We start from the raw sequence: 6388 nt of genomic DNA, 5'->3' as shown, positions 1-6388 counted from the left end.
AAATTCCCCATCTTGGATACAGGCATGTATTTGAATGGCATGCCACCCATTGATCTTCAATGCCATTCAACCCTCCATCGCGCCTTGAATTTCGCCTTGAACTGCGAATGCATTGCGCGTGCTCACACTCCCAAATACCGTTCCCACAGCGCTCTATCCCCATCCAGCGCGGCCGAGTCTCCGCTCCACACGACCTTGCCGCGCTCCAGGATGAGGTGGCGGTCGGCCAGGCCCAGCAGGCGCTCCACGTATTTGTCGATGACCAGGATGGTCTGGCCAGCGGCGCGCAGCTGGGCCAGGCAGGACCAGATCTCTTCGCGGATGCGGGGGGCCAGGCCCTCGGTGGCTTCGTCCAGGATGAGCAGGCGCGGGTTGGTGACCAGGGCGCGGCCTATGGCCAGCATTTGCTGTTCACCGCCCGACAGTTGGTTGCCCATGTTGGAGGCGCGCTCGCCCAGGCGGGGGAACAGCGCGAACACGCGCTCGGGCGTCCAGGGCTCGGCCGCGCCGGGACTGCCCGAATTGCGATGTGCCACAAAGGCCGTCAGGTGCTCGCGCACCGTGAGGTTGGGAAAGCACTGGCGACCTTCGGGCACGATGGCCACGCCGGCACGGGCGATGCGGTCGGTGGCCCAGCCGGCGATGTCCTGCCCGGCAAACACCATGCGGCCGGCGCGCAGCGGCAGCTGGCCCAGCAGCGTGCGAAGCAGCGTGGTCTTGCCCATGCCGTTGCGGCCCAGCAGGGTGACGACCTGGCCTGCCTCGATGCGCAGGTCCACGCCGAACAGCACCTGGCTGGGTCCGTAGCCGCTTTGCACGGCCTGCATTTCGAGCATCACGCGCCCTCCTTCACTTCTTCGTCTCCCAGGTAGGCCTGGCGCACATCGGCGTTGCCACGTATCTCGCCGGGCGTGCCGGTGGCGATGATGCGGCCGTAGACCAGCACGGAGATGCGGTCGGCCAGGCGGAACACGGCCTGCATGTCGTGCTCCACCAGCAGCATGGCGGCGCGGCCGCGCAGGGATTCGATCAGCTCGGTCAGGCGCAGTGTTTCATCAGGCCCCATGCCGGCCATGGGTTCGTCCAGCAGCAGCACGCTGGGCCGTGCGGCCAGGGCCAGCGCGAATTCCAGCTTGCGCTGCTCGCCATGCGGCAGCGTGCCTGCGGGGCGCTGCAGCAGGCTGGCGTCGATGGCGCATTCGCGCGCCAGCTCGCGGGCCTGCTCGTAGAGCTCGGTCTCGGCCGCGCGCGGGCGCCAGAAGCGGAAACTGCTGCCCGCATGCGCCTGCACGGCCAGCGCCAGGTTGTCCAGCACGCTGGACTGCTTGAAGATGTTGGTGATCTGGAACGACCGCGACAGCCCCGCCGCCACGCGCTGGTGGGCGTTGAGCGCGCTCACGTCGCGCCCGGCCAGTGCCAGGGTGCCGGCGTCGGCCGCCAGCGTGCCCGACAGCAGATGGATGAGCGTGGACTTGCCCGCGCCATTGGGGCCGATCAGCGCATGGATCTCGCCAGGCGCCAGCGACAGCGAGACATGGTCGGTGGCCAGCAGCGCGCCAAAGCGGCGCACCAGGCCCTTGGCCTCCAGGGCCGGGGTGGGGATGGAGATAGGTGTGGCCGCGCCGCTCATGCCTGCCTCCCGCGTGCGGACCACAGGCCCGTCAGGCCGCGTGGCGCGCCGAACACCACGCACAGCAGCAGCAGGCCCAGCGGCAGGTGCCAGTACTCGGTCCACATGCGAAGCACTTCCTCCAGCGTCAGCATGACGACGGCGCCGGCCACGCCGCCCCAGCGCAGGCCCACGCCACCGACCAGCACCATGATCAGCAGGTTGGCCGACTGGGTCCAGTGCATGAGGCTGGGCGAGATGAACAGGTTGTGGTTGGCCAGCAGCGCGCCCGCCAGCCCAGCCACCGCGCCGCTGAAAACGAAGGCCACGAGCTTCAGGCGGTAGACCGGGTAGCCCAGCGACTCCATGCGCGACTCGTTCTCGCGCACGCCCTGCAGCGCCTTGCCGAAGCGCGAATCCACCAGCCGGCCGAACAAGGCCATCAGCACCGCGAACAGCGCCAGCACCACGTAGTAGAAAGAAACGTCGTGGCCCAGGTCCAGCCCGGGCAGCACGGAATGGCCGGGCAGGTTCAGCCCGTCCTCGCCGCCGTACTGGCGCAGCGAGATGAAGATATAGAACAGCATCTGCGCAAAGGCCAGCGTGATCATGATGAAGTACACGCCGCGCGTGCGCAGCGACACGGCGCCCGTGGCGGCGGCCAGCAGCCCCGCCAGCAGCGCGGCGGCAGGCCAGGCGACCAGGGCCGAGGTCACGCCGTTCATGGCCAGGATGCCCACCGCATAGGCCCCCGCACCGAAGAAGGCCGCATGCCCCAGCGCCACCATGCCGCCATAGCCCAGGATGAGGTTCAGGCTGGTGGCGGCCAGCGCGTAGATCAGCACCCGGCGCACGAAGGAGATGTAGAAGTCCAGCCCCAGCGCCGGAGCCACCAGCGGGAACACCGCCAGCGCCAGCAGCGCGAGTACGGTCCAGAAGAACCGGGCCTGGAACCTGCCTTGCAATGTGCTGTGTTCCATGCTCAGCCTCGCGCAGGGAAAAGGCCGGAAGGACGGTACACCAGCACCACCGCCATCAGCACGTAGATGGAAATCGCCGCCAGCGTGGGCCCCACGCTGGACGCCACGGCCGGGGAGAACACCTGGCGCAGCAGCATGGGCAGGAAGGCCCGCCCCGCCGTATCCACCATGCCCACCAGCAAGGCGCCCACCAGGGCCCCGCGTATGGAGCCTATGCCGCCGATGACGATGCACACCAGCACCAGGATCAGGATGTCCTCGCCCATGCCCACCTGCACCGAAGTGATGGGCCCCAGCAGCGCCCCCGCCACCGCCGCCAGCATGGCGCCCAGCGTGAACACGCCCAGGAACAGCAGCGGCACGCGCACGCCCATCAGCGTGGCCATCTGGCGGTTGGAGGCGCCTGCCCGCACCAGCACGCCGGCGCGCGTGCGCGTCACGAACCAATACAGGCCCAACGCGGCGGCCAGGCCGAAGACGATGATCATCAGCCGGTAGGCCGGGTACATGAGATCGGGCAGCAGCTGCACGGGCCCGGACAGCGCAGCCGGCATGTTGAGCATCACCGGCGCCGGGCCCCAGACCATCTTGACCAGGTCATTGGCGATGAGGATGACCGCATAGCTGCCCAGCACCTGGGCCAGGTGGTCGCGCACGGCAAGGCGCCGTATCAGCACCAGCTCCAGCACCATGCCCGCCACGCCCGTGGCCACGGCCGCCACCAGAACCGCCGCCGTGAACGAGCCCGTGCGCTGCAGGGTCTCTGCCGCCACATAGGCGCCCGCCATGTACAGCGAGCCATGGGCCAGGTTCATGATGTCCATGATGCCGAACACCAGGGTCAGCCCGGCCGCGATCAGAAACAGCATCAGCCCGAACTGCAGGCCATTGAGCAATTGCTCCAAGAGCAGCGTCCACGTCATCCACACGCCCCCTGCCGCGGGCGCATCGGCCCGCGCGCGGTCAACAAATCATCCGGCTTTGAAAATCAAGATCAAGGCACGCCGCGCCCGACGGGGGCGCGGCGGCGGGGTCACATCTTGCACTCGTTGACGTAGACGTCCTGGTACTTGTCGAACACCTTGCCCACCAGCTTGTTGGTGATGCGGCCGCTGCCATCCTTCTCGATCACGCGCTGGTAGTAGGCCTGGATGGGGTAGTGGTTCTTGCCGTACGTGAAGGGGCCGCGCACCGAGGCGTAGTCGGCCTTCTCCAGCGCCTTGACGATGGCCTGGCGGTCCGAGGCCTTGCCGCCGGCCTGCTTGACCGCCGCATCCATGGCCATGATCACGTCATACGCCTGGGCCGCGTAGACCGAGGGGTTGCGGCCCTTGTACTCCTTGCGGAAGGCCTCGACGAAGGCCTTGTTCTGCGGCACGTCCAGGTCATGCGCCCATTGCGCGGTGTTGACCATGCCCAGCATGGGCTCGCCCACGGCCTGGATCACGTCCTCGTCGGCCGAGAAGCCCGGGCCGATCAGCTTGACGCTTTGCGACAGGCCCGTGGACACGAACTGCTTGACGAAGTTGATGCCCATGCCGCCCGGCAGGAAGATGTAGACCGCATCGGGCTTGGCCGCGCGGATCTGGGCCAGCTCGGCCGCATAGTCGATCTGGCCCAGCTTGGTGTAGACCTCTTCGCCGGGCGCGGTCTTGTAGCCGCGCTTGAAGCCGACCAGCGCATCCTTGCCGGCCGGATAGTCGGGCGCCATGATGAACATCTTCTTGAAGCCACGGTCGGCGGCCAGCTTGCCGGCTGCCTCGTGGAAGGCATCGTTCTGGTAGGACGTGCCGAACCAGAACGCATTGCACTGCGCGCCCGCGAACTGGCTGGGGCCGGGATTGTTGGACAGGTAGGGCACCTTGGCGCCGAACAGCGCCGGGCCCACGGCCAGGGCCACGTTGGAGCCGATGGGGCCGGTGAAGAAATCCACCTTGTCGCGCTGTATGTAGCGCGTGACCAGCTGGCGCGCCTGGTCGGGGTTGCCGCCCATGTCGGTCTGCAGGAACTCGGCCGGCTGGCCGCCCAGCTTGCCGCCCAGCTGCTTGATGGCGAGGTTGAAGCCGTCACGCGCCTCGGCGCCCAGCGCGGCAAACGGCCCGGAAATATCGTTGGCGATACCGACCTTGATGGTGTCCGCCTGCGCGAGCGCGGGAACAAAGGCAGGGGCCAGGGCCGCTGCGGCCAGGAAGGGGGTGAGGAAACGCATGCTGCTGTGCTCCTTGCGCGGGCCGCGCGGATGACAATCGGTGGTGAGGCAGTCTTCCGTCACGCTGGACGGGAAACTCTGTAAGGGCTGGAACGGTTGGCGCGGGTCTTAGTTTAGGTTTAAAGTATTTTGCAGAACAAGTCTGGGACTTGTACCAATACCTGCCATACAAACCATTTCGCGCCATCTCCGTTCCAATGCCCGCACTCTACCGTCACTACGACCGCGCCGGACTCGATGTCCAGTACAACGCCCGCGCGACGGTAACCGACATCACCCCCATCATCAAGGCCTATGCCGACGACAGCCGGGCCGCGCGCCAGAGCCTGCCCTGCGCGCTGAACGTGGCCTATGGCGAGCATGCCGACGAGCTGCTGGACATTTTCCCGGCAGCAGCCGAGGCGGCAGGCGCCCCCGTTCTCTTCTTCATCCATGGCGGGTACTGGCGGCTGCTGTCCAAGGACGACTCCAGCAGCATGGCGCCCACCTTCACGCGCGCCGGCGCCGTGGTGGTGGCCCTGAACTATTCGCTGGCGCCCGCCGTCACGCTGGACCGCATCGTGGACCAGACACGCCGCGCCCTGGCCTGGGCGCATGCGCACATCGCCCGCTACGGCGGCGACCCGGGCCGCATCCATGTCTGCGGCAGCTCGGCCGGCGGCCACCTGGCGGGCATGCTGCTGGCCGGCGGCTGGCATGCGGACTACGGCGTGCCCGAGGACGTGGTGCGCGGCGCCGCACCGCTGTCGGGCCTGTTCGACCTGCGCCCGCTGGTGCACACCCACATCAACGAATGGATGCGCCTGAGCGAGCAGGACGCCATTCGCAACAGCCCCGCCCTCCTGCCGCACGGCGCGGCCTGCCCGCTCATCGTCAGCTACGGCGAGAGCGAGACCGATGAATTCAAGCGCCAGAGCGACGACTACCTGGCCGCCTGGAACCAGCGCCGTGGCCCCGGTCCATCGTCAGGCCAGTACGTGGCCATGCCCGGCACCAACCATTTCGACATCGTGCTCACCCTGAACGACCCGGCCAGCCCGCTGACGCGCGCCATCCTCGCGCAGATGGGCTTGAGCGCCCCCACACCGCAGAACCAGCCATGACCCACGCTCCCGACCTGGAGTCGCGCGCCGCGCCCGACGACCACCATGCGCTGCGCCTGTGGCTGCGCATGCTCACCTGCTGCAACCTCATCGAAGGCGAGATCCGCAACCGCCTGCGCAGCGAATTCGACACCACCCTGCCCCGCTTCGACCTCATGGCCCAGCTGCAGCGCGCGCCCGAGGGTATGAAGATGGGCGAGCTGTCGCGCCACATGATGGTGACCAACGGCAACATCACCGGCATCACCGACCAGTTGGAGAAAGAGGGCCTGGTGGTGCGCACCAAGGTGGAGTCCGACCGGCGCAGCTCCGTGCTGCACCTCACCCCGCTGGGTCGCAAGACCTTTGCGCGCATGGCCAAGGCGCATGAATCCTGGGTCATGGGCATGTTCGGCGACATGCCGCAGGCCAGCCGCAACGACCTGTACCAGGCGCTGGGCGACCTCAAGCAGCAGGTGGTGGCCCACCGCTCGCCCACGGACTGAGC

7 protein-coding genes are annotated in these 6388 nt (G+C 67.7%); 2 read left to right on the top strand and 5 right to left on the bottom strand.

Going from position 1 to position 6388, the window contains the following annotated elements:
- Nucleotides 1–122: 122 nt before the first annotated feature.
- The 5 genes from DTS01S_RS26180 to DTS01S_RS26160 form a co-directional block, all read right to left on the bottom strand.
- On the bottom strand, nt 123–836 hold the full coding sequence (locus DTS01S_RS26180; RefSeq protein ID WP_013801790.1) for an ABC transporter ATP-binding protein: 714 nt from the start codon (nt 834–836) through the stop codon (nt 123–125).
- Nucleotides 836–1630 carry an ABC transporter ATP-binding protein gene (locus DTS01S_RS26175; protein WP_017405998.1) on the bottom strand — a complete coding sequence of 265 codons (795 nt, stop codon included), beginning with the start codon at nt 1628–1630 and terminating at the stop codon, nt 836–838. Before DTS01S_RS26175 ends, DTS01S_RS26180 begins: the two co-directional genes overlap by 1 nt.
- On the bottom strand, nt 1627–2589 hold the full coding sequence (locus DTS01S_RS26170) for a branched-chain amino acid ABC transporter permease (protein WP_017405999.1): 963 nt from the start codon (nt 2587–2589) through the stop codon (nt 1627–1629). The genes DTS01S_RS26175 and DTS01S_RS26170 overlap by 4 nt, the downstream gene beginning before the upstream one ends.
- Nucleotides 2590–2591: 2 nt before the next feature.
- Nucleotides 2592–3512 carry a branched-chain amino acid ABC transporter permease gene (locus tag DTS01S_RS26165; protein WP_016450647.1) on the bottom strand — a complete coding sequence of 307 codons (921 nt, stop codon included), beginning with the start codon at nt 3510–3512 and terminating at the stop codon, nt 2592–2594.
- 110 nt (nt 3513–3622) lie between these two features.
- A complete protein-coding gene (locus DTS01S_RS26160; protein WP_017406000.1) occupies nt 3623–4798 on the bottom strand; it encodes an ABC transporter substrate-binding protein in 1176 nt (391 codons plus the stop codon).
- 197 nt (nt 4799–4995) lie between these two features.
- Between DTS01S_RS26160 and DTS01S_RS26155 the strand changes: the two genes are divergently transcribed.
- The gene (locus tag DTS01S_RS26155) at nt 4996–5901 is read left to right on the top strand and encodes an alpha/beta hydrolase (RefSeq protein ID WP_017406001.1); all 906 of its coding nucleotides are present in this window, start codon (nt 4996–4998) and stop codon (nt 5899–5901) included.
- Entirely contained in the window at nt 5898–6386 is a 489-nt protein-coding gene (locus tag DTS01S_RS26150; protein WP_012206289.1) for a MarR family winged helix-turn-helix transcriptional regulator, read from the top strand. Before DTS01S_RS26155 ends, DTS01S_RS26150 begins: the two co-directional genes overlap by 4 nt.
- The last annotated feature ends 2 nt before the right edge of the window (nt 6387–6388 follow it).

It is taken from the genome of Delftia tsuruhatensis NBRC 16741 (assembly GCF_001571325.1).
Classification (GTDB): Bacteria; Pseudomonadota; Gammaproteobacteria; order Burkholderiales; family Burkholderiaceae_C; genus Comamonas; species Comamonas tsuruhatensis.
This window is presented reverse-complemented; position numbering and strand designations above follow the sequence as displayed.